Source organism: Gordonia westfalica, assembly GCF_900105725.1.
Lineage (GTDB): Bacteria > Actinomycetota > Actinomycetes > Mycobacteriales > Mycobacteriaceae > Gordonia > Gordonia westfalica.
Genome location: NZ_FNLM01000034.1, coordinates 4,292,372 through 4,313,758 on the forward strand (window position 1 = coordinate 4,292,372; position 21,387 = coordinate 4,313,758).

Sequence of the window (21,387 nt, forward strand, 5' to 3'; positions counted from 1 at the left end):
GCAACGCCTGGCAAGGTATGGACGGCCGAACGATCGCTCGGTCGGCGTCGGGGAAAGTTCCCGTCGGTCCAGCCAAAGGAGTCACGATGCCCATAGACCTGCGCCACGATCCCGCGGTGGTCGAGCTCGTCGAGAAGACCGAACGTTTCGTTCGCGACTACGTGTTGCCGCTCGAGGATGCGAACGCCGGCGACATCACGGCAGCCGGCGGCGACGACCTCCGCCGCGAGATGAATGCAAAGGCCAAGGCGGAGGGCATCTTCGCGCCACACGCACCGGTCGAGTTCGGCGGACACGGACTGGACATGGCCGACCGCGCACCGGTTTTCGAGGCAGCGGGCTACTCCACCTTCGGTCCGGTGGCGCTGCACATCGGTGCGCCGGACGAGGGCAACATCCACATGCTCGAGCGCATCGCCAGCGAAGAGCAGCGTCACAAGTACCTGGCCCCGCTCGCCACGGGCGAGGTGCGTTCGGCCTTCGCGATGACCGAACCGGCGCCGGGGGCGGGTTCGGACCCCAATGCGCTGCGGACGCAGGCGGTCCGCGTCGACGGCGGCTGGAAGATCAACGGCAAGAAGCACTTCATCACCGGCGCCGAGGGCGCGGGATTCTTCATCATCATGGCCCGCACCGCGGGCTCGCCGGGTGATCGCGGCGGCGCGACGATGTTCCTGTCTCCGGCCGGCACCCCGGGAATCACCGTCGGTCGCCACATCAACACCATCGACAAGGCGATGATCGGCGGACACTGCGAGGTCACCTTCGACGACCTCTTCGTGCCCGACGCCGACATCCTCGGCGAGGTCGACGAGGGCTACCGCTACGCGCAGGTCCGGCTCGGCCCCGCCCGCATGACCCACGTCATGCGCTGGCTCGGCGCCGCCAAGCGCTGCCACGACGTCGCGGTCGACTATGTCTCGCGCCGTGAGGGTTTCGGTGGCCGCCTCGGCGACCTCGGCATGATCCAGCAGATGATCGCCGACAACGAGATCGACCTGGCCGCCTCGCGCGCGCTCCTGCTCAAGGCATGCCACGAGCTGGACCTGGGCAACCACGCCTCCGACGAGACCTCGATCGCCAAGACGTTTGCCGGTGAGGCATATTCGCGCATCGCCGACCGCAGCATCCAGATGTGCGGTGGCCTCGGCGTCTCCGCCGACCTGCCGATCGCGCGCCTGGCGCAGGAACTCCGTCCGTTCCGTGTCTACGACGGTCCGTCCGAGGTCCATCGCTGGGCCATCGCGCGCCGCGCCGTCGGCCGTGCGAAGAAGGCTCAGGCCGCGGCGGGTGCGAAATGACCGGAGTCGAATCAGCTCTCGAGGCGGACAAACTCCGTCGGCTCCTCGTCGACAACGGCGTCGAGCTCGCCGGTGACCTGTCCATCGACCTCATCAGCGGTGGCAAGTCGAACCTGACCTACACCGTCACCGACGGCACGACCCGGTGGGTCGCGCGTCGTCCGCCGACCGGTGGCCTCACCCCGTCAGCCCACGACATGAACCGCGAGTGGGCGGTCACCAGTGCGCTGCAGTCGACTTCGGTGCCGGTCGCGCGGACTGTCGCCTTCGACGCCGACGGTTCGATCATCGGCGCGCCCTGCACCGTCGTCGAGTTCGTCGACGGACGTGTGGTGCGCACCGCGGAGGATCTCGCTGCGTACTCCGATGACGACGTGGCCGCCAACCTCGACGGACTCGTCCGGACCCTCGCCGACCTGCACGCCGTCGATTACCAGGCGGTCGGCCTCGGTGAGTTCGGTCGTCCGGCGGGATTCGCTGCGCGACAGGTGAAGCTGTGGGCCCGGCAGTGGGGTCACGTGAAGACGCGCGAGTTGCCCGACGTGGAGCGCCTCGTCGAGGCGCTGTCCGAACGGGTTCCCGAGAAGGCCCGGGAATCGGTGGTGCACGGCGACTTCCGCGTCGACAACACCATCATCGACGCGAACGACCCGGCACGGATCGCTGCCGTCGTCGACTGGGAGATGTCGACGCTCGGTGACCCGCTCACCGACGTCGCGCTCATGTGCGTGTACCGGACCGGGGCTTTCGACCAGGTGCTCGGTTTCTCTGCGGCGTGGACCAGCGACCGTTACGCGTCGGTGGACGCGATCGCGGAGAAGTACTCCACCGCAACCGGTTCCGACCTCGGCGACTGGGACTTCTACCTCGGTCTCGCCAACCTGAAGCTCGGTGTGATCGCCGAGGGCATCACCTACCGCGCCCTCTCGGGTGCGTCGTCGGGCGACGGCGCCGAGCGTGCGGGCGAGGCCACCGCGGCCTTCATCGCCGACGGCCTGCGCCACATCAGCTGAGTGTCACACGGAACAGGCAGAAGTACGAGGACGAGTACATGAGCGAAGTGTCGAACACCCGGTCCGCACTGGTCACCGGCGCATCCCGTGGCATCGGTGCGGCGATCGCCGCACGGTTCGCCGCGGACGGTTGGGACCTGACGATCAGCGCGCGCGGCCGGGAAGCGTTGGAGAAGAAGGCTGCCGAGCTGCGCGAGCACGGCGCCGGCCGGGTGGAGGTCGTGCCGGCCGACATGACCGATGCGGAGGCGATCACCGCGCTCGGCACCGCCCATGCGGAGGCCTTCGGGCGCTGTGACGCGTTGATCATCAACGCGGGCATGGGTTCCAAGGGCGCGGTGGCGGATATGCCGGTCAAGCGTTTCGACCGTCTCTACGAGGTCAACGTACGGGCTCCGTACATCCTGCTGCAGTCGGTCCTGCCGACGCTTCGCGCCACCGCAGAAGCCAACGGGGCGGCGAAAGTCATTGCAGTGGCGTCTATCACCGGCGTCTACCCGGAGCCCGAGCTATCCGCCTACGGTGCGACCAAGGCCGCGTTGATCTCGCTGTGCGAGACGTTCAACCTCGAGGAGTCGGAGAACGGCGTGAGCGCGACGACGATCGCTCCGGGTTACGTGGCCACCGACATGACCGACTGGCTCAAGGACCGCATCCCGAAGGACGAGATGATCACGGCCGATGACGTCGCCGTTGTCGCACACTCGATCACGCAGCTGTCGCGGTACGCGGTGCTCCCGAACGTGGTGCTCACCCGTCCGGGCGCGAACCTGCATCGGGCGTAGTCGGGGACCTCGATACGCGGCGTGCTCGCTCCGCTCGGTCGTCGCTACTCGGCCGGCGGAGCGGGGGCGTTCCTGTATGGGGTGGTGGCTGACTCGGCCGACGGAGCCGGTGGCGTTCCTGTGTGGGGTAGGAGGTCAGAACCCCTCCACCACAGACGATCTCAGCGGAAGGTCGAGATCCCGCCCTCGCGGTCGGAGAGGTGGCCGTGTTCGTTGAACGACACCACCGAGACACCCTGCCGGCCCACGATCAACTTGGTGATGGACGCGTTGACCATCGAGCGGGCCATCTTCGGCCACTGCTCGTCCGGGATGCCCCACAGCTGTGCGATCCACTGCGTGATCGTGCCCGCGGAGGACACCACCAGAAGCGTCTGACCTGATCCGGCCATCTCCGTCGCGCGTGCCGCGGCGTCGTGCACACGTGCCTGGAACTGCGGGTAACTCTCGGCGGGCCCACCGTCGGGTCCCGGCTCGGCGTCGTGTTCACCTGCGGCGATCCACGCAGCGAGTCCCTTGTCGAGCTGCTGCTGGTAGTTGCGGCCGTCGCGGTACATCTCCGGCGACGCGTGTCCCACGAGGGCTGGGAGCGAGTACTCGTTCCAACCGGGGTCGACCTTCGCGTCCGGTCGTGCGTCGAACGTGCCGAGGACACCGTCGAGGGTCTGGCTCTGCCGGGGCAGGTCGCCACTCACGGCGGCGGTGAATCCGTCGATCTGGCCGGAGAGGAATGCACCCGACACCGCCGCCTGGGTATCGCCGGTCGCGGTGAGCCCGCCCGGACCGTTCCGGAGGTCATCCGTGGCGTCGGATACGCCGTACGCCAACGCATTCGCCTGACCGTGCCGCACAAGATAGATGACGCCCATGACTGCACACTATTAGACGCCGATGAGTTCGGATGCGCTGGCCGGTCTGTATCGGGTGAGACCCTGTCCCGATCGGCCGATTCACATGCGGCTCCTGGGTGGGGGCGAGTCCCGCTCTCGACTGGAGGCCGCCGTGGCATCGATGCTCTTCGTCAATCTGCCGGTGGCCGACGTCGCCCGCTCACGGCGGTTCTTCGGCGCGCTGGGGTTCCGGTTCGACGAGGTGTTCTGCGACCCGGCCACCGCCTGCATGTCGATCAACGACGCCGCGATGGTGATCCTGATGCAGCGCCGACGCTTCGAGGGCTTCGCGGCCGGGAGGGTCGCCGACCCCGCCCGGGGGCGGGAGGCGCTCGTCTCGTTCTCCGCCGACAGCAGAGAGCACGCCGACCGGGTCGTGTGCGCAGCGCTCGCGGCGGGTGGCACACCGCTGCGCGACCCCGAGGATCTCGGGTTCATGTACTGCTGCAGCTTCTGCGATCCGGACGGGCATGCCTGGGAGGTGGTCTGGATGGACCCCTCTCAGCTGCCGCAGACTCCCGACTGACGATGGGCCCCACGAGCGTCGTCAGTGGAAGGGGCTCGGCTCCGTTCGAGCGGGTGCCTCGTACGGAGTCGGCGGCAGGCCGAATCTGGCGAAGTCGGCTTCCATGGTGTCGCTGAAGAACGCCACCACGTACCCGACCTTCTCGGTCTGCGGATCGATGTCGAGGACCTGGAGCTGGAACGGTCGATGGACGCCGTCGGGCTCACGCATGTAGAGACCGAATGCGGGCTGCCCGTTGGCGACGGTGGGCAGCAGGATCTGATCGCCCTCTTTCTCCGCCGGGCAGTTCTTGCGGATGAGCGTTCCGATCGCCTCCGGGCCCTGGTACCAACCGGTGAACGGCGGCATCTCCCAGATCGCCTTGTCGGTGAACATCTCCGCGATCGCATCGACGTCGTAGCGCTCGAAGGCGGACACATATCGAGCGAGCAGTTCTCGTTTGGCGTCGTCGTCGAGGACCGAGGCGTCCGAACTCGCGGACTCCGCCTGGGGTCGTGCGGTCTTCAGTTGTTCGCGGGCGCGCTGCAGGAGACTGTTGACGGTCGCGGTGGTGACACCGATGGTGTCGGCGACCTCGGCCGCCCGCCACTGCAGGACGTCGCGCAGGATCAGCACCGCCCGCTGCCGCTCCGGGAGGTGCTGGAGGGCGGCGATGAACGCCAGCCGCACCGATTCCCGTGCGCCGACGACGTATGCGGGGTCGGCGTCGTCGCCGGGGGTGATCTCGTCGACGGTGCCGGCATAGGGCTCGAGCCAGGGCACCTCGTGGTTCTGGAGGAGGTCGTCGGCGGGGTCGAACGCGTCGCCGCCGAGCCCGGACGGGAGCGGCCGGCGCTGGGAACTCTGGAGCGCCGTGAGGCAGGTGTTGGTCGCGATCTTGTGCAGCCACGTCCGCACCGAGGAACGGTGGTCGAACTTGGCATAGCCACGCCAGGCGCGCAGGAAGGTCTCCTGGGCGAGGTCCTCGGCGTCGTGGTGGGAACCCATCATCCGATAGCAGTGGGCGACGATCTCACGACGGAACGGTTCGGCGATTTCGAGGAAATCGGCGTCGGAAACGGATTCACCCGCGGCTGTGGTCATGCTCACAATTTACCGTCGATCACCGACACACTCGACTCGGAAAAACAAGGCGGCCTTCGTCGTGTCGGGATGGGACGCAGGTCGGGTACGTGCAGGGTGTCGATTTGGAATCACGCTGAGCACAACCCGCGCGAGCCGCTGCCTCCCGGGCTAAATTCGCCGGTGAGCGTGTGTGTCCTCGGGTCCGGAATGCTCCGTCACCTGGAGGAATGGGCTTGCCGCCGCGGGGTCGGCGTTGCTAGCTTGATCCGCATGACGAGTGTCGACCGCAACCTGTCGGAGGTCACCTATGTGACCACCGCGCTGGGCTGCCGTCTGCCGCTCGCTCGTGTTCTCTGTTGTTGTCGTCGAATGCGCTGAGTCGACGCCTCGTCACGGGGTGTCGCTCCAAGTCTCTTCTTCCGAGCACTTCAGCCACCCTGCCCCGCCGCCCGAGCGCGGGGATTTTCGACGAGGACAATCATGACCGCAATTCTTCCTGAGATCTCCACTCGTACCGTGCGCACCGCACCCACTCCGCTGACCCGTCGACCTGCATCACGTCCGGTGCGCCGAGGGCCGCAGGTCAGTCGCCAGCCCGTACCGTTGTCATCCGTACCCTCGTCGGCACCGTCGACCCGGATCCCGGGACCGATCGCAGATCGACGTGGATTCGGAAAGGGGGATCAGCGGGTGCACGTGTCGACGCCGCGCCTGGAGCTGTCGAACAAGCCGGCCGCTCTGGTCCTCCGGGCCGCCCGTCTGGCGGGTCCGCTGTTCCGCGATGACGCCGCCGAGCGCACCGGCCTGAGCATCTCGACGGTCAACCGTCAGGTGAGCGCGCTGCTCAAGGCGGGCCTCATCCGCGAGCGTGCCGACCTCGCCCCGTCGGGAGCCATCGGACGCCCGCGTCTGCCGTTCGAGGTCAACCTCGCCGAGTTCCTCACTCTCGGCATCCACATCGGATACAAGGTCACCTCGATCACCACCCACGACCTCCTGCACCGCGTGGTCGGTGCCATCCAGATCCCCACGCCGGTGGCCGAGACCCCCGAGCAGACCCTCGCCGCAATCGGTGTGAGCGCCCGCCGATTCGCCGAGCGCTGGACCGGCAAGCGCGTCCTCTGGGTCGGCGTGGCACTCGGTGGTCGTGTCGCCGAGGGCGGCATCGTCGATCACCACCGCCTCGGCTGGGAGGGCGCTCCCGTCGGGCGGGTCATCGCCGAGTCCGTGGGCCTGCCGGTGTCGGTCGCTTCGCACGTCGAGGCGATGGCCGCCGCCGAGCTGGTCCTGAACCCCGACGACGAGCAGTCGAGCTTCCTGTACTTCTATGCCCGCGAAATGCTGGGCATCGCCTTCAGCGTCGGCGGCACCGTGCACACCCCGACCGCGGGACCGCCGGTCATCGGACACTTCCCGACCGGTGCCACCACGCTGCTCGACCCGAACCGAACCGGTCGACTGGAGCCCGCGGTGAGTGACACCGGCATCGTCGAAGCCGCTCGGGCGCTTGGTCTTTCGGTGGCCGACGTCGAGGGTCTGCACGGCCTGGCCCGTACGGGTGACGCCACTGCTCGCGCCCTCCTCGAGGAGCGTGCCGAGGTCCTCGGTCGAACGGTCGGCCTCATCGCCGACATCTTCAACCCGGACCACATCATCCTCGGCGGCCAGGCGTTCACCGACTACCCGACCAGCCTGCCGACGGTCGCGCGTGCCGTCCGTGAGACCTCGATCGTCACGGAGCGTGATGTGCGAGTGTCGCATTCGGGAGCCACGGTGCAGCAGCAGGCGGCCGGCGCGGTCTCGCTGGATGCGATCTACAGCGACCCGCTGCAGGCGATCACGCTGACCGCCTGAACGGGCCGCTGTAGTCCCCTCGATGTTGTTCAGTCGATGGTCCGCTTGTTGTAGGCGCGCAAGGCGAACGGGGCGAAGACCAGGGTCAGTGCGACCGCCCAGATGATGGTCGAGATCACCGGATGCTGAAGCGGCAGTGCCGAACCCGGACCGAACTCCGGGCCGTTGCCCCACAGCACGCGCAACGCCTGCACGAGTGACGACATCGGATTCCATTCGGCGATCGTCCGCAGCCAGGTCGGCATCGGGTCGGTCGGGACGAAGGCGTTCGACAGGAACGTGATCGGGAACAGCGTCGAGAACATGAAGCCGTTCACCGCTTCCACGGTTCGCAGCCATGATCCGATGAGAATGCCGAACCAGATCATCGCGAATCCGAACAGCAGTAACAGGCCGTACGCGAGAACTGCCTCGACGAAGGACCCGCGGATTCGCCAGCCGATCGCGAGACCGGTCAACGACATCACCACGATGCCGATCGAACTGTGCAGGACGCTTGCGATGCTCCGGCCGATCAACACCGACGACCGACGGATGGGTAGTGACCGGAACCGATCGATGATGCCCTTCTCGAGATCCGCCGTGATTCCCGACGCGACGATGAACGCGGTGAACACGATGGTCTGGCCCATGATGCCCGGCAGCAGGAATTCCTTGTAGGACGCGCTGTCTGTCTGGATGGACGCACCGAACACGTACGCGAACAACACCACGAACATGATCGGCTGGATCGTGACGTCGGAGAGCATCTCCGGCATCCGTTTGGTGTGGATCATGTTGCGTTTGACCATGATCCAGGACTGTTGCCAGAGGGAGGTCGGGTGGACTCGCGGTGTGCTCGCGACCACCGCGTCTTTCTCTGCAGTGGTGGTCATCAGGCGGTCTCCTCGTCGGTGGTGTTGGTGGTGTCCTCGGCGCGATGGCCGGTGAGGGACAGGAAGACGTCGTCGAGACTCGGGCGTGCGAGTCCGAAATCGTCGACGGCGATGCCGCTTTCGTCGAACCAGGCGGCGACGCGGGGGAGGTCGCCGAGGCCGCCGGACGCGGTGGTGAGGCGGCGTGCGGGGACGTCGACGAAGACCTCGGCACCGTTCTTGCGCAGCAAGGCCTCCGCCGCGGGGAGGTCGTTGCCGTTCGACACGGTCAGCACGAGGCTGGCCGACCCGGCCTGCTCCTTGAGCTGCAACGGCGTACCGTGCGCGATGATCCGGCCCTTGTCGATGACGACGATGTCGTCGGCGAGCTGGTCGGCCTCCTCGAGGTACTGGGTCGTCAGCAGCAGCGTGGTCCCGTCGGCGACGAGGTCACGCAGTACATCCCACAGTTCGGAGCGGCTCCGCGGATCGAGACCAGTGGTCGGCTCGTCGAGGAAGAGGACGGGTGGGGCGGCAAGGAGGCTGACGGCGAGGTCGAGTCGGCGGCGCATGCCGCCGGAATACGACTTGACCTGCTTGTTCCCGGCCTCGGTGAGGGAGAACTGTTCCAGCAGTTCGTCCGAACGGCGGGCGAGGGTCTTGCGTGCGATGCCGTACAGGCCGCCGATCATGCGCAGGTTCTCACGTCCGGTGAGGATCTCGTCGACGGTCGCGGCCTGACCGGTCAGGCCCATGTTCTGACGGACCATGTCCGGGTGCTCGCGGACGTCGTAACCGGCGATGCGAGCGGTGCCGCTCGTGGGAGGCGACAGTGTGGTCATCATGCGGACGGTGGTGGTCTTGCCGGCGCCGTTGGGGCCGAGCAGGCCGAGCACGGACCCACGCGGGACCGTGAAACTGACGCCGTCGACCGCGGTGAAATCGCCGAAGCGTTTGACCAGATCGATGGCCTCGATCGCGACGTCGGGCGTCGCGACATCGCCGGGCATGGCGGCGGGGACAGTGACTGAGCTCATAACTCTCCACGGTATCGATGGGGACTGACAGGGGCGAACGATTTTCCGGTGTCTCCGGGTGTGCTCGGGGTGCATCTCAGGGGCACATCGGGGAACTCCGGCGGTCCTCGACATGACAGACCGTGACCCCCCTCGTAACTCATCGGTCCGGCGACCCGAACTCCGACGGTCGCTGCGCAGTTCACGCTAGGGGTTCAAGTTCGGTTGAAGTCAAGACCGGATTGGTGTCCGCGTCTGCGGTGATAGTTCGCAATTGATTCCGTATGTGCGGATACGATGGCGGGCGTGACCGCCATACGCATCAAGGACGCCGCGGCGCTGCTCGGCGTCAGCGACGACACGATTCGACGATGGGTCGCGTCCGGGGTGCTCGAGCAGTCCGATGACGGTCCGGTGGCCACGGTCGATGGAGCCCGGCTCGCGGAGTTGGCGCGGGAACGCGCCGTGGCTCCCGACGACGGCGCGCCCGTCGCGCGGTCGGCCCGGAATCGGTTCACCGGTCTCGTCACGGAGGTACTGATGGACGGGGTGATGGCCCAGGTGACTTTGCAGTGCGGACCCTTCGAGGTGACGTCGCTGATGAGCGCCCAGTCGGCGCGCGAGCTGGAGTTGGCGCCCGGTTCGATCGCCACCGCGATCGTGAAGTCGACCAATGTCATCGTCGAGACCACGCAGAACCCTCGATGAGGAGATGGGCGGCCCTCGCCGTGATCGCGATGTCGGCCGTCGCGGGATGCTCGTCGAACGAGCCGGCGGGAAGCGTTGTCGACGTCTCGGCGGCGGCGTCACTGAAGAAGACCTTCACGGCGATCGCGGCGGAGTTCGAGAAACAGCACGACGGTGTGACCGTCCGGATGTCCTTCGACGGGTCGTCGACGCTCGCCAATCAGATCCAGCAGGGTTCCCCGGCGGACGTCTTCGCGAGTGCAGACGAGAAGAACATGACCAAGCTCGGGGAGTTGGCGGTCGGTGCGAAGGTCTTCGCGACCAACACCCTCGTCATCGTCACCGCGCCGGGAAATCCGTTGAACGTGAGGTCGTTCGGTGACCTCGCCCGGCCGGGCGTCACGACTGTCGTCTGCCAGTCGGCTCAACCGTGCGGCGCAGCCACCGACACCGTGGAACGCAACACCGGGATCACGATCGACGCGGCGTCGGAGGAACAGTCGGTGAGCGCGGTTCTCACCAAGGTGACGACCGGACAGGCCGACGCCGGGATCGTGTACGTGACCGACGCACGAGCTGCTGGTGATCAGGTGGGCATCGTGACCGATCCGGCGTTCGCGAGGGTCGTCAACAGGTATCCGATCGCGACGGTCCGCGGCGCCGCAGACCAAGGACTCGGGGCGCAGTTCGTGGAGCTCGTCCTCGGCCCGGACGGGCAACGCATTCTGCGCGACGCCGGCTTCGGGGCACCATGACCATGCGTTCCGGTCTCGCTCATCGCGATCCGACAGGCTTGCCGAAGTGGACGTATGGACTGGCCGCGCTCGGAGTCGCGTTGATCGTCCTTCCTCCACTCGCCATACTGGTGCGCGCTCCGTGGGACACCTTCGTCGAGCAGGTGACCTCACCGTCTTCGCTCGACGCGCTGAGATTGTCGTTGATCACCGCGACGATCAGCACGATCTGCTGTCTGCTCGTCGGTGTGCCGATGGCGGTGATCTTCGCGCGGCACGACGGTCTCCTCGTCCGGGTCGTGCGATCGCTGGTGCTGCTGCCGTTGGTTCTTCCGCCGGTGGTCGGCGGACTGGCCCTGCTGTACACCTTCGGTCGACTCGGGATCGTCGGAGAGCATCTACACGACGCCGGGATCGACATCGCTTTCACCACCACCGCGGTGGTGCTCGCGCAGACGTTCGTCGCACTGCCGTTTCTGGTGATCAGCGTCGAAGGTGCTGTACGCGTTGTGGGTACGCGCTACGAGGAGGTCGCGGCGACCCTCGGTGCCGGGCCGTCGAGAACCCTGTGGCGGGTGACACTGCCGTTGATCGCGCCGTCGCTGCTCGCCGGGGTGGTGCTGGCCTTCGCGCGGGCGCTCGGCGAGTTCGGTGCGACGATCACCTTCGCGGGCAACGCACCGGGCGTCACCCAGACCGCGCCGCTGGCGATCTATGTGTCCTCCGTCGACGACCCGCAGGCCGCGATCCCGTTGTCGCTCATCCTGGTTGTGATCTCGTTGGTCGTGGTGGTGGGCGTGCACAGCCGTCGACGAAGCACGGCGGGTGCGGTGTGAGCGGCGCGGATCTGGTGGTGTCCATCGATCAGGCGGTGCCGCCGCTGCAGGTCGAGCATCGGTTCGCCGGGGGACGGACGACCGCTGTCGTCGGACCGAATGGTGCGGGGAAGTCGACGATGTTGCGGGTAGTCGCGGGGCTGCTTCGCAGTGACGGGCCTTCGCGGATCTCCCTGGGGGATGAGGTGTTCCGGGATCGCCACACCTTCGTGCCGCCGCATCGACGAGGGGTTGCGCTGTTGTCACAGGAGGCGCGGTTGTTCCCTCATCTGACCGTCGCGGAGAACGTGGCCTTTGCGCCGTCGTCGCAGCGGTTGCCGCGCGCGGAGGTGGGCAATCGAGTGTCCCGTTGGCTGGCCGCCGCGGAGGTCTCAGAACTCGCGGATCGCAAACCCGATGAGCTGTCGGGCGGGCAGGCGCAGCGGGTGGCGATCGCTCGGGCGATGGCCGCCGAGCCACGAATACTGTTGTTGGACGAGCCGTTCCGGGCGCTCGATGTCGATGTCGCGAGTCGGCTGCGAGCGCTGCTGCGTGGTCTGCTCGCCGATCATGGACGAACCACGATCATGGTGACGCACGATCCGGTGGATGCGCTTGGGCTTGCGGAGGACATCGTCGTCCTGGACCGGGGGAGGGTCGTCGAATCCGGTTCCACGCGAGACGTGTTGACCAACCCGGGCAGCCGGTTCAGTGCTTCGCTGTCGGGGCTCAATCTGTTCGTGGGGCGGATGGCCGAGACCGGCGCGGTCGTGGACGAGTTCGGGAATCAGGTCACCGGGACCGCCGGAGATGACGCCCCGGATCTCACCGGAGGAACACCTGCCGCGGCGACGTTCTCGCCGCGCGCCGTGGCCGTGTATCTCGATGCACCGCACGGTAGTCCGCGAACCGCCTTGCGCGCCAACGTTCGCGATGTGGTCCCACGAGGCGACCACGCGGTGGTAAGCACCGACGTCGGCGGGCAGGTCGTGGCGGCCGAGGTCACCTGGGCCGCGGTCGCTGACCTGGGGTTGGTCACCGGGATCGAGGTCGTGCTCGTGGTCAAGGCGAGCGAGGTTCGGGTGAGCGCGGTCGCCGACCGGTGACCGGCAGAGGTCATCTCGACTGGCAGACTTCGATCGAGGTCTGGGAGTCGGGTTGATGTACCGGTTGCGGACTTCTACGAGATCCTCGGTCCTGTGTATGACGACTTCATCGTGTTGGTAGATCTGCGACGGTGGTTCCCTTCTGGGAGGGCAGCGTCGGGTAATCGGCGTGCATTGCGAACTTCATGTCACTCGCTCTCCGCCGTCGGTCGACCGCCAGCGCGGTGCGAGTCAGTGCGGGCGCGGCGCGGTGAGTCGGTCTGGAGTAGCGTCCGAAAGACCCTCGATGCTCCTCCGCTGCGGTGACGCGAGCAACAGGCCACGTACAGGGCGGTGAGTGTTGCTTCTCGCTCGACCGCGCCCGAGTTGGGATGCGTTCCTCCCGCGTTATGACGGCGAGATGAGGTACCCGATGAGGGTGCCGGCGGGGAACATCAATAGCGGGTAGGTGACGAACATCGAAAACTTTCCGGTGAGGTAGGTCCTTGGCTCGCGCCACTTGTTGTGTTGGTTATTGTCTGTAGCCAACGGCCTTCCATTTCTGTGATCTCGGAGTTGGTGGTCATCCACGTTTGTTCTGGAGTTGTAGCAGTGAGTATCGACAGCATCGACTTACCGTCGGCGGACGCGTAGGCCAACTGCGATCGACGCACGAATAATTGAAATCCGTCCGCTCTGTACGTGCCGTCGTCGACACACAGGTACCCGTTGAGGTCGACGGCGTGGTTGAGCACGACCGCGTCACCAAGAGCAGCGATGTCCAGGGTTGTGTCGAGCTCGGAGAGTCGTACAACCTCGGTTCTCCCGAGACTGAAGTGCTGGATGACGAGATTCGACGTGAAGTCAGGTTCTGGGCTCTCTGAGCGCAGCAGAACTCGGCTTGCCATCGATCTGTGTGCGGAGTCGACGTCGAGGTCATACCAACTGTGGTGGGCAAGGAAATCCAGTTGAGGTGTTGATGCCCGCAGGGTGGCGATGGCTCCGAGGTTGACGACTGCGTATTCAACGGCACTGATCATGTTTTAATCGACTCCTGGTAGATCAGCCGGCAATTCCGTGCCCGCAGACTAGGCCGAGCATGAACGCGGTTCCGGCTGGCAGCGCGATCAACACGTTCTTGATGTAGGCCCACGCGTCAGACAGAAAGTACTCAACGAACCCCGACGAGAACGACTCGCGTTGGTGGCGAGGCCGATTCGTATCATCGTCGTTGCTGCCGGTATGCATCAATCAACCTCCCGTTAACCATTTGGCGGCCTTCGAGCCCCAGTGACTACCGATCGCCGCTCCGATCCCTGCACCGATCGCGGTCCCCACAGGGCCGGCGAAAGTACCGATGGCGGCACCGGCGGCAGCGCCACCCAGCGCGCCGCCTCCGACCGAGCCGACGATAGCCGCGGCCGTGTCGCCGCCGTCCTGCTCGTCTCGCATGTATTTCATGATCTCGTCGAGTCCCGTGACTCCTACGCCGACGAGGGGCACGCCGCGTGTCAGCCCCTTACCGAGGCCCTTGACCAAAGCTGCATCGTTGGCGCGAATCGCATGTCGGCCAATGTGCAGCGCGCTAAGGTCCTTACCCCGTCGTTCCAGGGCGCCGAATGCGGCGGTGGCCGCGGCGCTCTTGGGGTCGATGTCCTTCAGGCCGACGGCAGCCAGTGCGTACTCGAGTCTTGACGGTTCGATGCCGTTTGTTTCGCCCGCCGCGAGTCTCTCTAACTGATCTGGTGTCAGATTCATCGCGCGGAGGAAGCGCCCACGCTGTTCGGGTGTCGCTGTGCCGGCGAGTACTGCCTTCGCGTCGCTCTCAGCGAGGTTCGGGTCGACGACTCCCCGGTTTGTCGCGACGGAAGCCGGGGCGATCTCCCCGATCTCACCAAGCGCACCATTGATGCCATCACGGGTGGTTGTCACCGTGTCGTCGGCCGCCGTGGCGAGGCTCGATAGTGCGGAGTGGTGCTCGTACGCTTCCCCGGCGTCGTACTCGGCGCCCTCGGGCGCGCGAGCCGGATCGAAGTTGATTGCGTACCCACGGCTCCCGCGGTCGAGGATGTAACCCCGGCTGTCAGCGAGAGTGGTCCGGCTTTCCAAGGCGGTGATCGCGTTGCGAATGTTGGTTGCACCGGTCTGCAGGACCTCTGCGAGATCGCCGAACTCGTCGGCGGTGTTCCTGATCCATCGAGTGACGCCCTCGGCCCGGTTGTCGGCGGCGCCACGGGCCTCGCCGTGCCACTGCGCGGACGTGAGGTTGAGGATCGGGTTGCCAGCCTTCGGTGCCTCGACCTCGAGGTGGGCCTGTAGCCGGACGACGCCGAACGCGATCTGTGCCATGACCTCGGGTTTCCACGAGGTCACCTCGTTGTAGCTCGGTGGCATGGGTCTTACTGCACCGACAACAGCATCTGGAGGGGAACGACGTGATGCTTCTGATCGCCGTCGCGCGTGGGGTACGGGACGGCCGAGGAGATCTCGCCGGCACTCTTCGAATCGGTCTCCACGGTCGTGTCCTTGGCGTCGACCACCAGCTCCGAGAATGCGGCGACTGCGCCGGACAGATTGGCCAGAGAGGTGGAGATGCGTTCGTCAGCTGTAGCTGCCACGACCGACATGTCTGCCGTCGCACCCTTGAAGTTGCCGGCGAGCTCGCCGAAGGTCGACGACGTACCCTCAAGGCCTGCATATGACGTCAACTCGAGTGCCATCAACCGTGAGGCGCAGTTCGAGACATCCGTCGCTGCGGTTTCGAGCGCTGACGGGTCGACCACCAAGTCCGACACAAATCCCCCCTTTGATGTCGCAAACCACCATAGATGTTCGGTTGCCACCCTAGTTCGGCAGGTCGGGACCCCTGGATCTCTGTCCACAGACGACGGGCGAACCTCAACTCGACTGTCAGACCTCGATCGAAGTCTGCCGGTCGAGTTGAGGTTCGCCGGTCAGTCGCTGAGCGGGCCGTCGCGATGTGCTTCGAGTACGCGGGCTTTGAGGTGTTTGTAGCCCCGGACCCGTAGTGAGGGCATCGATTTCAGATAGAACCGGTCGTCGGCACTGATCTCGTCGGCGATGGTGTCGTCGATGAGAGTCGTTCCCGGGCGGGCAGATCCGGCCAGGCGAGAAGCGATGTTGACGGGTTCGCCGAAGACGTCGCCGAGTCGGGTCAGCACCGGGCCGCGGGCGAGGCCGACGCGAAGTGGTGGTAGATGGTCGTTCTCGGACAGTTCGTGGATGCGGATCGCCGCAGCTGCGGCAGCGTGTGCGTCGTCGAACGTGAACATCACCGCGTCTCCGAGTGTTTTGACCACGCGTCCGCCGTGGTCGACGACGACGTCGAAGGTGTCGTCCTCGAAAGACCCGAGAAGCGATTCGAGGTCGTCGAGGTCGATGCGGCGTGAGAGGCTCGTGTACCCGACGATGTCGGCGAACCCGACGATCAGGTCGAACTGCTCATCCGCGGAATGGTCGGCGTGACGTTCGAGCGCGAGTGCCATGTGGCGTCGCCAGATCAGCTGCTGGACCTGGCCGAGTGCCGCGCTCATCTGCTCGAGCGTCCAAGGGATGTCCGGGTCGTCGGCGATCTCCCGGAGTTGATCGGCCTGCCAGTCGGCCAGACGCGACATGGTCTGGCCGATCGCTCGTGCCATCGCGATCTGCGTCGACTCCGGCATCGCGCCCGACGACGCCGCGAACATGCGCAGCGCGGCGACGTCACTCTCGGTGGCGACCTTGTCGTCGGCGGATCGGCGCACGAAACCGAAAGCATTCCAAGCCTTCTCGGCGAAATCGGATTCGATGCCGAGCTCGGCGATCAGTTCGTCTCGCGTATAGCGCGGTGTGTTGGCGTCGGCGTTGTCCGGCCGCTCTCGGCTGTCCGTGCGCGACGGTGGGTCTTCCGGCATGGACACAGTGTCCCGTACTGCGGGGTTCCGGGGGAGATCATTGAGGGTCGTCACCGACGTTCCGGCACGAAGATGCGGCTCAGATGGCGAGCACGCCCTTCATCAGATAGGCCATCCGTGCGGCGAACTGTGGGCTCTGCGCACCTCGGCGCATTCGTACCGCGTCGTTGACGATCGACAGCGCCGCGTGCACGGCGATCGCCCCCTGATCGCGCTTCAGATCGGGATCGACCTGGACGAGCAGGTCGATCCACCGCGCGACGTAGCGCCGCTGGATGTCGAGGAGGTCGGTCGCGCCGGGCTGCCCGGCGAGCACGGACGAGTTGTTGAAGCTGACCGAGAGGTCGGGCGTGCTGGTGATGACGTCGACATAGGAATCGACGAGTGCCGCCAAGAGTTTCGCCGGATCGTCGGTTGCGCCGTAAGCCGCCATCGCCCCGGCGTCGAGGCGGGCGCCGCTGCGATAACCGATGGCCACCAGGATCGCCATCTTGGACGGGAAGTGTTTGTACACACTGGGTCCCGCGATGCCGACGGCTCCGCCGATCTCGTCGACGCCGACATCGGAGTAGCCGCGGTCGGCGAAGAGTGCAGCCGCGGCGTCGAGGATCTCGTCCCGACGTGAGCGCGTCACACCGGCGATGACGGGCGCGGTGTCGAGCGGGGGCGCGGTCGACGGACTGAGGACCAGCAGGCGTCGGACCAGCTTCTCGATCTCCTCCCGGGAACGAGCGCTCGACATCCGCGTGTGATGGACGGTCAGGCTGCCGCTGACGCTCAAGATCGCCCACGCGAGCTGGACCGCCTCGCGTTCGGTCAGGTCGTCGCGGCCGGTGAGGATCGCCGCCGCCCACTGCCCGATCACCTCGCGGGTGCGGAGCGCGACCTGCTTGTTCTGTTCGACGGTCAGGTAGTTGCTCGTCCAGCGCCAGAGCGACGCCGTCTGCGGGCGCTGGACGGCGAGCGCACACACGGTCGAGATCAGGGTCGCGGCGTCGTCTCCGTGACGAAGCGCGCGATCGGTGCACGCTTCGAGGTCGTCGACACCGGCGAGAACGGCCTCCCCGAGAAGTGACTGTTTGTCGTCGAAATGCCTGTACACCGACGGTGCGGTGACGCCGGCCGCGCGGGCGATGTCCGCCACCGACACCTGTGCGTAGCCACGCTGGACGAAGAGCGACGCCGCGGAGTCGACGAGCTGTCGCTTGCGGTCGGCGCCCTTGGTGCGGGTCGTTCTACGGTCCGGCATGGTGAACAGACCATAGCGCACATTCACAGATTCGCCAGACCCGATGACCACGGGGTATAGCCAAATAAGTGATTCCGCGTTAGCCTACGGTGAGTAACCAACTGGTGGTTCGTGTGAAAGGAACACTTTCGTGCCTGATCAAGCATTCATCTACGAGGCGATCCGCACGCCTCGTGGCAAGCAGCGCGGCGGTGCGCTGCACAGCGTCAAGCCGGTCGACCTGGTCTCGGGTCTGATCGACGAGGTTCTGGCCCGCCACGGCGGCCTCGATCCCGCCGACGTCAACGACGTCATCCTCGGTGTCGTCTCGCCGGTCGGCGAGCAGGGCGCGGTCATCGCACGTACCGCCGCCCTCAACAGCGGTCTCCCCGAGACCGTCCCGGGCACCCAGATCAACCGCTTCTGCGCCTCGGGCCTGGAAGCCACCAACCTCGCGGCCGCCAAGGTCGCCTCCGGTTTCGACGACCTGGTTCTCGCCGGTGGTGTCGAGTCGATGTCGCGCGTCCCGATGGGCAGCGACGGCGGTGCACTCTTCACCGACCCCGCCACCGCGTACGACCACTACATCGTCCCGCAGGGCATCGGCGCCGACCTGATCGCCACCATCGAGGGCTTCTCGCGCGAGGACGTCGACGCCTACGCCGCCGAGTCGCAGGCTCGCGCCGAGAAGGCTTGGACCAGCGGCTACTTCACCAAGTCCGTGGTGCCGGTCAAGGACTTCAACGGCGTCACCATCCTCGACCACGACGAGCACCGTCGTCCGGGTTCGACGGTCGAGAGCCTCGGCAAGCTGAAGGCCGCCTTCGCCGCCCTCGCCGACATGGCCGGCTTCGACGACGTCGCGCTGCAGAAGTACCCGAGCGTCGAGAAGATCAACCACGTCCACACCGGTGGCAACAGCTCCGGCATCGTCGACGGTTCGGGCCTCGTGCTCGTCGGTAGCGAGGAGGCCGGCAAGCGCAACGGCCTGACCCCGCGCGCCCGCGTCGTCTCGTTCGCCGAGGTCGGTTCCGAGCCCACCATCATGCTCACCGGCCCCACCCCGGCCACCGAGCTGGCGCTGAAGAAGGCCGGCCTGACCGTCGACGACATCGACGTCTTCGAGCTGAACGAGGCCTTTGCCTCGGTCGTCATGAAGTGGATGAAGGATCTGAAGATCCCGCACGAGAAGGTCAACGTGAACGGTGGCGCGATCGCCATGGGTCACCCGCTCGGTGCGACCGGCGCGATGATCTACGGCACCTGCCTCGACGAGCTCGAGCGCACCGGCGGCCGCTACGGCCTGATCACTCTCTGCATCGGTGGCGGCATGGGCGTCGCGACCATCATCGAACGTCTCTGACGACCCCTCCACAGAAAGAACTCTGCGAATCACCATGAGTGACAACATGATCAACTGGGAGAAGGACGCCGACGGCGTCGTCATCCTGACCATGGACGACCCCAACCAGGGCGCGAACACGATGAACGCCCTCTACCAGGAGTCGATGGCTGCGACCGTCGACCGCCTGGAGGCGGAGAAGGACGACATCACCGGTGTCGTGCTGACCTCGGCGAAGAAGACCTTCTTCGCCGGCGGCGACCTCAAGGACATGACGAGCGACCGCTCGGACGTCTCCAAGGCCGAGATCGCCACGCAGATCACCGAGACCACCAACGCCATGAAGAAGGTGCTGCGTCGTCTCGAGACCCTGGGCAAGCCCGTCGTGGCGGCCATCAACGGCGCCGCTCTCGGTGGCGGCCTGGAGATCGCGCTGCACACCCACTACCGCATCGCCGCGGACGTCAAGGGTGTCCAGATCGGTCTGCCCGAGGCCACCCTCGGTCTGCTGCCCGGTGGCGGCGGCGTCGTCCGTACCGTCCGCCTGCTCGGAATCCAGAACGCCCTCATGGGTGTCCTGCTCCAGGGCCAGCGCTTCAACCCGACCAAGGCCAAGGAGACCGGTCTGGTCAACGAGGTCGTCGGCTCCGTCGAGGAACTGATCCCTGCCGCGAAGGCCTGGATCAAGGAGAACCCCGAGGCTCAGCAGCCGTTCGACGTCAAGGGCTACAAGATCCCGGGCGGTGCTCCCACCAACCCGGCGTTCGCCGCGAACCTCCCGGCCCTGCCGGCCCTGCTGCGCAAGCAGATCAAGGGTGCCAACATGCCGGCTCCGCGCGCCATCCTGGCCGCGGCCGTCGAGGGTGCCTACGTCGACGTCGACACCGCCGACATCATCGAGACCCGCTACTTCGTCTCGCTGGTCACCGGCCAGGTCGCACAGAACATGATCAAGGCGTTCTTCTTCGACCTGCAGCACATCAACGGTGGCGGCTCGCGTCCCGAGGGCTACGACAAGTTCACCGCCAAGAAGGTCGGCGTCATCGGCGCCGGAATGATGGGCGCGGCAATCGCGTACGTGTCGGCCAAGGCCGGCATCGAGGTCGTCCTCAAGGACATCGACCTCGAGGCTGCCAAGCGCGGTAAGGGTTACTCGGAGAAGCTCGAGGCGAAGGCTGTCGCCAAGGGCAAGACCACGCAGGAGAAGAGCGACGCGCTCCTCGCCCGCATCCACCCGACCGTCGATCCTGCTGATTTCAAGGGTGTCGACCTCGTCATCGAGGCCGCCTTCGAGTCGGTCGAGGTCAAGCACAAGGTGTTCCAGGAGATCGAGGACATCGTCGAGCCCGACGCCGTCCTGGGCTCCAACACCTCGACGCTGCCGATCACCATCCTCGCCGAGGGCGTGAAGCGGTCCGAGGACTTCATCGGAATCCACTTCTTCTCGCCGGTCGACAAGATGCCGCTGGTCGAGATCATCAAGGGTGAGAAGACCTCGGATGCCGTGCTGGCCAAGGTCATCGACTACACCCTGGCGATCCGCAAGACCCCGATCGTCGTCAACGACAGCCGTGGTTTCTTCACCAGCCGCGTCATCGGCACCTTCGTCAACGAGGCCATCGCGGCCGTCGGCGAGGGCGTCGAACCGGCGTTCATCGAGCATGCGGGCACCCAGGCCGGTTACCCGGCCGCGCCGCTCCAGCTCATGGACGAGCTGACCCTGACCCTGCCGCAGAAGATCCGCAAGGAGACCGAGGCGGCGCTCAAGGCAGAGGGCAAGGAAGTTCCGCAGCACGGCTCGAACGCCGTCGTCGACTGGATGGTCGAGAACGGCCGTACCGCCAAGAAGGACGGAAAGGGCTTCTACGACTACGACGAGAACGGCAAGCGCACCCAGCTCTGGCCGGGTCTGCGTGAGCAGTTCAAGTCGGGTACCACGGAGATCCCGCTCGAGGACATGAAGGAGCGCATGCTCTTTGCCGAAGCCCTCGAGACCGTCAAGTGCTTCGACGAGGGTGTGCTCACCTCCGTCGAGGACGCCAACATCGGTTCGATCTTCGGCATCGGCTTCCCGGCCTGGACCGGTGGTGTCATCCAGTACATCAACGGCTACGAGGGTGGCGTGCCCGGTTTCGTCGCGCGTGCCAAGGAACTTGCCGGCAAGTACGGCAAGCACTTCGAGCCGCCGGCCTCGCTCGTCGAGAAGGCTGACCAGGGTGTCACCAAGCTGACCAACGAGAATCTCACTGCGAATTGACGATCTCGCTGGGTGACCAGC

Annotated in this window: 20 protein-coding genes; 11 read left to right on the forward strand and 9 right to left on the reverse strand. The window is 66.2% G+C overall.

The window, feature by feature from the left end; all coding sequences use genetic code 11:
* Window positions 1-86 precede the first annotated feature (86 nt).
* From BLU62_RS25145 to BLU62_RS25155, 3 genes are read left to right on the forward strand one after another with little or no spacing between them, the layout of a single operon-like run.
* Window positions 87-1,301 carry an acyl-CoA dehydrogenase family protein gene (locus BLU62_RS25145; protein ID WP_074853280.1) on the forward strand — a complete coding sequence of 405 codons (1,215 nt, stop codon included), beginning with the start codon at window positions 87-89 and terminating at the stop codon, window positions 1,299-1,301.
* Window positions 1,298-2,314 carry a phosphotransferase family protein gene (locus BLU62_RS25150; protein ID WP_074852558.1) on the forward strand — a complete coding sequence of 339 codons (1,017 nt, stop codon included), beginning with the start codon at window positions 1,298-1,300 and terminating at the stop codon, window positions 2,312-2,314. Before BLU62_RS25145 ends, BLU62_RS25150 begins: the two co-directional genes overlap by 4 nt.
* A gap of 38 nt (window positions 2,315-2,352) precedes the next feature.
* Window positions 2,353-3,099, forward strand: coding sequence for an SDR family NAD(P)-dependent oxidoreductase (locus BLU62_RS25155; RefSeq protein ID WP_074852559.1), 747 nt, complete (start codon window positions 2,353-2,355; stop codon window positions 3,097-3,099).
* A 161-nt stretch (window positions 3,100-3,260) separates the two neighbouring features.
* On the opposite strand, the gene BLU62_RS25160 is transcribed toward BLU62_RS25155, so the two are convergent.
* Complete coding sequence (locus BLU62_RS25160; RefSeq protein ID WP_074852560.1) at window positions 3,261-3,968, reverse strand: histidine phosphatase family protein; 708 nt, start codon at window positions 3,966-3,968, stop codon at window positions 3,261-3,263.
* 133 nt (window positions 3,969-4,101) lie between these two features.
* Here BLU62_RS25160 and BLU62_RS25165 point away from each other — a divergent pair, with 133 nt between their 5' ends.
* Window positions 4,102-4,515 (forward strand): VOC family protein, encoded by a 414-nt coding sequence (locus tag BLU62_RS25165; protein ID WP_099047920.1) that lies wholly within the window; start codon window positions 4,102-4,104, stop codon window positions 4,513-4,515.
* A 21-nt stretch (window positions 4,516-4,536) separates the two neighbouring features.
* Here BLU62_RS25165 and BLU62_RS25170 read toward each other — a convergent pair whose 3' ends face one another.
* On the reverse strand, window positions 4,537-5,598 hold the full coding sequence (locus BLU62_RS25170) for a sigma-70 family RNA polymerase sigma factor (protein WP_074852561.1): 1,062 nt from the start codon (window positions 5,596-5,598) through the stop codon (window positions 4,537-4,539).
* Window positions 5,599-6,270: 672 nt separating this feature from the next.
* Here BLU62_RS25170 and BLU62_RS25175 point away from each other — a divergent pair.
* Window positions 6,271-7,434: an ROK family transcriptional regulator gene (locus BLU62_RS25175; protein ID WP_074852562.1), complete on the forward strand. Its 1,164-nt coding sequence runs from the start codon at window positions 6,271-6,273 to the stop codon at window positions 7,432-7,434.
* Between the two features lie 29 nt (window positions 7,435-7,463).
* Here the strand turns inward: BLU62_RS25175 and BLU62_RS25180 are convergent, their stop codons facing one another.
* Complete coding sequence (locus BLU62_RS25180) at window positions 7,464-8,309, reverse strand: ABC transporter permease (protein WP_074852563.1); 846 nt, start codon at window positions 8,307-8,309, stop codon at window positions 7,464-7,466.
* Window positions 8,309-9,325 (reverse strand): ATP-binding cassette domain-containing protein, encoded by a 1,017-nt coding sequence (locus BLU62_RS25185; protein WP_074852564.1) that lies wholly within the window; start codon window positions 9,323-9,325, stop codon window positions 8,309-8,311. Before BLU62_RS25185 ends, BLU62_RS25180 begins: the two co-directional genes overlap by 1 nt.
* A gap of 285 nt (window positions 9,326-9,610) precedes the next feature.
* Between BLU62_RS25185 and BLU62_RS25190 the strand changes: the two genes are divergently transcribed.
* From BLU62_RS25190 to BLU62_RS25205, 4 genes are read left to right on the forward strand one after another with little or no spacing between them, the layout of a single operon-like run.
* Window positions 9,611-10,012, forward strand: a complete 402-nt coding sequence (locus BLU62_RS25190; protein WP_074853286.1) for a TOBE domain-containing protein — start codon at window positions 9,611-9,613, stop codon at window positions 10,010-10,012.
* The gene (gene modA / locus BLU62_RS25195; protein WP_074852565.1) at window positions 10,009-10,746 is read left to right on the forward strand and encodes a molybdate ABC transporter substrate-binding protein; all 738 of its coding nucleotides are present in this window, start codon (window positions 10,009-10,011) and stop codon (window positions 10,744-10,746) included. Before BLU62_RS25190 ends, modA begins: the two co-directional genes overlap by 4 nt.
* Window positions 10,743-11,561 (forward strand): ABC transporter permease, encoded by an 819-nt coding sequence (locus BLU62_RS25200; RefSeq protein WP_074852566.1) that lies wholly within the window; start codon window positions 10,743-10,745, stop codon window positions 11,559-11,561. Before modA ends, BLU62_RS25200 begins: the two co-directional genes overlap by 4 nt.
* A complete protein-coding gene (locus tag BLU62_RS25205; RefSeq protein WP_074852567.1) occupies window positions 11,558-12,646 on the forward strand; it encodes a sulfate/molybdate ABC transporter ATP-binding protein in 1,089 nt (362 codons plus the stop codon). Before BLU62_RS25200 ends, BLU62_RS25205 begins: the two co-directional genes overlap by 4 nt.
* A 434-nt stretch (window positions 12,647-13,080) precedes the next feature.
* Here the strand turns inward: BLU62_RS25205 and BLU62_RS25210 are convergent, their stop codons facing one another.
* The 5 genes from BLU62_RS25210 to BLU62_RS25235 form a co-directional block, all read right to left on the reverse strand.
* Window positions 13,081-13,665 carry an acetyltransferase gene (locus BLU62_RS25210; RefSeq protein ID WP_074852568.1) on the reverse strand — a complete coding sequence of 195 codons (585 nt, stop codon included), beginning with the start codon at window positions 13,663-13,665 and terminating at the stop codon, window positions 13,081-13,083.
* A 211-nt stretch (window positions 13,666-13,876) separates the two neighbouring features.
* Entirely contained in the window at window positions 13,877-14,974 is a 1,098-nt protein-coding gene (locus BLU62_RS25220) for a hypothetical protein (protein ID WP_244278318.1), read from the reverse strand.
* Between the two features lie 50 nt (window positions 14,975-15,024).
* Window positions 15,025-15,420 carry a hypothetical protein gene (locus BLU62_RS25225; RefSeq protein ID WP_074852571.1) on the reverse strand — a complete coding sequence of 132 codons (396 nt, stop codon included), beginning with the start codon at window positions 15,418-15,420 and terminating at the stop codon, window positions 15,025-15,027.
* Window positions 15,421-15,579: 159 nt separating this feature from the next.
* Window positions 15,580-16,539 carry an adenylate/guanylate cyclase domain-containing protein gene (locus BLU62_RS25230; protein ID WP_074853288.1) on the reverse strand — a complete coding sequence of 320 codons (960 nt, stop codon included), beginning with the start codon at window positions 16,537-16,539 and terminating at the stop codon, window positions 15,580-15,582.
* A gap of 79 nt (window positions 16,540-16,618) precedes the next feature.
* On the reverse strand, window positions 16,619-17,788 hold the full coding sequence (locus BLU62_RS25235) for a TetR/AcrR family transcriptional regulator (protein WP_074853289.1): 1,170 nt from the start codon (window positions 17,786-17,788) through the stop codon (window positions 16,619-16,621).
* Window positions 17,789-17,918: 130 nt separating this feature from the next.
* Between BLU62_RS25235 and BLU62_RS25240 the strand changes: the two genes are divergently transcribed.
* Window positions 17,919-19,130 (forward strand): acetyl-CoA C-acetyltransferase, encoded by a 1,212-nt coding sequence (locus BLU62_RS25240; protein ID WP_005196400.1) that lies wholly within the window; start codon window positions 17,919-17,921, stop codon window positions 19,128-19,130.
* 34 nt (window positions 19,131-19,164) lie between these two features.
* Window positions 19,165-21,366: a 3-hydroxyacyl-CoA dehydrogenase NAD-binding domain-containing protein gene (locus BLU62_RS25245; protein WP_074852572.1), complete on the forward strand. Its 2,202-nt coding sequence runs from the start codon at window positions 19,165-19,167 to the stop codon at window positions 21,364-21,366.
* Window positions 21,367-21,387: the final 21 nt, after the last annotated feature.

What these genes read in the sequence shown, in the direction of transcription:
- BLU62_RS25200 (WP_074852566.1), top strand. Translation starts at nt 10,743, where the DNA reads ATGACCATGCGTTCCGGTCTCGCTCATCGCGATCCGACAGGCTTGCCG.
- BLU62_RS25160 (WP_074852560.1), bottom strand. Translation starts at nt 3,968, where the DNA reads ATGGGCGTCATCTATCTTGTGCGGCACGGTCAGGCGAATGCGTTGGCG.
- BLU62_RS25245 (WP_074852572.1), top strand. Translation starts at nt 19,165, where the DNA reads ATGAGTGACAACATGATCAACTGGGAGAAGGACGCCGACGGCGTCGTC.
- BLU62_RS25180 (WP_074852563.1), bottom strand. Translation starts at nt 8,309, where the DNA reads ATGACCACCACTGCAGAGAAAGACGCGGTGGTCGCGAGCACACCGCGA.
- BLU62_RS25210 (WP_074852568.1), bottom strand. Translation starts at nt 13,665, where the DNA reads ATGATCAGTGCCGTTGAATACGCAGTCGTCAACCTCGGAGCCATCGCC.
- modA (WP_074852565.1), top strand. Translation starts at nt 10,009, where the DNA reads ATGAGGAGATGGGCGGCCCTCGCCGTGATCGCGATGTCGGCCGTCGCG.
- BLU62_RS25220 (WP_244278318.1), bottom strand. Translation starts at nt 14,974, where the DNA reads ATGGCACAGATCGCGTTCGGCGTCGTCCGGCTACAGGCCCACCTCGAG.
- BLU62_RS25150 (WP_074852558.1), top strand. Translation starts at nt 1,298, where the DNA reads ATGACCGGAGTCGAATCAGCTCTCGAGGCGGACAAACTCCGTCGGCTC.
- BLU62_RS25235 (WP_074853289.1), bottom strand. Translation starts at nt 17,788, where the DNA reads ATGCCGGACCGTAGAACGACCCGCACCAAGGGCGCCGACCGCAAGCGA.
- BLU62_RS25185 (WP_074852564.1), bottom strand. Translation starts at nt 9,325, where the DNA reads ATGAGCTCAGTCACTGTCCCCGCCGCCATGCCCGGCGATGTCGCGACG.
- BLU62_RS25155 (WP_074852559.1), top strand. Translation starts at nt 2,353, where the DNA reads ATGAGCGAAGTGTCGAACACCCGGTCCGCACTGGTCACCGGCGCATCC.
- BLU62_RS25170 (WP_074852561.1), bottom strand. Translation starts at nt 5,598, where the DNA reads ATGACCACAGCCGCGGGTGAATCCGTTTCCGACGCCGATTTCCTCGAA.
- BLU62_RS25230 (WP_074853288.1), bottom strand. Translation starts at nt 16,539, where the DNA reads ATGCCGGAAGACCCACCGTCGCGCACGGACAGCCGAGAGCGGCCGGAC.
- BLU62_RS25145 (WP_074853280.1), top strand. Translation starts at nt 87, where the DNA reads ATGCCCATAGACCTGCGCCACGATCCCGCGGTGGTCGAGCTCGTCGAG.